Source organism: Arthrobacter sp. LFS091, from assembly GCF_047977885.1.
Lineage (GTDB): Bacteria > Actinomycetota > Actinomycetes > Actinomycetales > Micrococcaceae > Arthrobacter.
The window spans coordinates 1-1,620 of sequence record NZ_JBFPFP010000023.1 but is presented as its reverse complement, the minus strand read 5'-3'; the positions used below and the strand labels follow the sequence as shown (position 1 = coordinate 1,620).

General features: G+C 61.7%; 2 protein-coding genes. One reads left to right on the top strand and one right to left on the bottom strand.

Features of this window, described 5'->3' with window-relative positions:
• Positions 1-246 precede the first annotated feature (246 nt).
• A complete protein-coding gene (locus tag ACNQOP_RS20485) occupies positions 247-693 on the top strand; it encodes a hypothetical protein (RefSeq protein ID WP_416405572.1) in 447 nt (148 codons plus the stop codon).
• A gap of 287 nt (positions 694-980) precedes the next feature.
• Here ACNQOP_RS20485 and ACNQOP_RS20480 read toward each other — a convergent pair whose 3' ends face one another.
• The gene (locus ACNQOP_RS20480; protein ID WP_416405571.1) at positions 981-1,409 is read right to left on the bottom strand and encodes a hypothetical protein; all 429 of its coding nucleotides are present in this window, start codon (positions 1,407-1,409) and stop codon (positions 981-983) included.
• Positions 1,410-1,620: the final 211 nt, after the last annotated feature.

Genomic DNA, 1,620 nt, shown 5'->3' with positions numbered 1-1,620 from the left:
ACAGGGCCATTGGAAAAGAAGAGTTATTTTTGGCCGCCTACCGAACCGTACACACCTTCCGGCTTTCCGTTTCGCACCCGGCGACTCAGAAAACAATACACGCCCCACACCCCCAACGCAAATCCACCCCCACACCCCACCCCAACCACCCACCAAACCCCCACCAACCCGCCGTCGAACACCACCCGGATGAAGACGTGAGCCGGGCTCGATGCTCCTTCATTCCAGATAGGAGGGCATCTCCAAGTGCCTGTGCAATCCGTCGTCCAGGATGCGCACGATCGAAGCGATCCTGCTGCCATCCCCGTCGGTTCGACAACCAACAGCCCCCGGGCGCCGGCCCTCCAGATAGCAAACAAACGCCGGCCAGCCTTCTGCTCCGGCCGCAGACAGCGCGTAGCTGCCGCCGGGGCGCCCCCCCGCACCCACACGAAGGGAACTCCCGACGGCGGTACGAGCGACGTAGCGTTCGCTGGCTGGCGGCATGGCAAGCCGGCACTGATCAGTAAGGAGCTCGAGGAGGGAGTCGATCTCGTCCCGGGAGAAGGCGTCGGCGAACTTGCGGGCGATGTCCTGCTCTGCCGCTTCCGTGGCCCGGGGAGCATTGACCCCGCAGAAGGTTCAACGAACGGTCGTCGCAATCCGGTAAAAACTCGTCCGTCGGCATCATCAACGGACCCAACAATCCTGTAGCAGTGAACATGACGTAGCCATCAAAGAAGGGAAAACCTGCAATGACACCGTGCCGAGGGCACCAGGCGCGGAGCTCCATCGAGTCCGGAATGGCCATATCGTTGAGATCCACATCGTCTTCGACCGCTTGCCCTTCGCGCTGGCACGGGGCGACATTGGGGAAGCTTGACGTCCAAAGGCCTCCACACGTGTGTTACCTGGCAGGGACGATCTAGGGGCCGATGGCGTATTCGGTGAATTGGCCACAGGCCCTGAACCCGAGACGGCGGTACACCGGCTCCCCGTCCTCAGAGGCCTGCAATACCGTGGATTGCCAGGTCTCCCACTCGTGATTCAGGGAGATCTCCGCGCAGGTCCTTCCACATGCCTGTCTCTGTCTCTGACGCCTCGAGCCCGGCGGCCCCAAGGAATTCGGCAAGATTGTCCGGAATAGAGGCAGGGGCTACCCACCAGGAAAAAGGGCGGCCGGTGGATCCCAGGGCCCGGACCGTCTCTGCGGTTCGGGTTTGCACTGCGTGCCGGGCGAATCGGGCTGCTGCGACGATGTTGAAGGTCTCGTCGGCCAGACCGCTATCGGCGATCAAGAGATCGGCAGTTCTTGAAACGGAGGCTCCGATGAGGTTTCGGTGCAAGTGGCTGGCATGTTCAGCCAGGTTCTGTTCCATCGCGTGCTGCAGAGCCGATTCAGAGCCAAACGGGAACTTTGCGTCTTCCATAATGCTCCAGTGAAACACGTGTTCTTACGCTCTAAAGCTGACCCATAAAACGAGCCCGAGGCTTGCCGTGAACCCGCCCCAAAGCAAGGTAGGCGGAACCGGGGTGTTAAATGGGGGGAGCCCCGACCGTCGTGATCGGGGCTCCCCTGTTAATGTGTGTCCGGCGGTGTCCTACTCTCCCACACCCTCCCGGGTGCAGTACCATCGGCGC

Excerpts from the sequence above, each read along its gene's own strand:
- ACNQOP_RS20480 (WP_416405571.1), bottom strand. The coding sequence starts at position 1,409 with ATGGAAGACGCAAAGTTCCCGTTTGGCTCTGAATCGGCTCTGCAGCAC.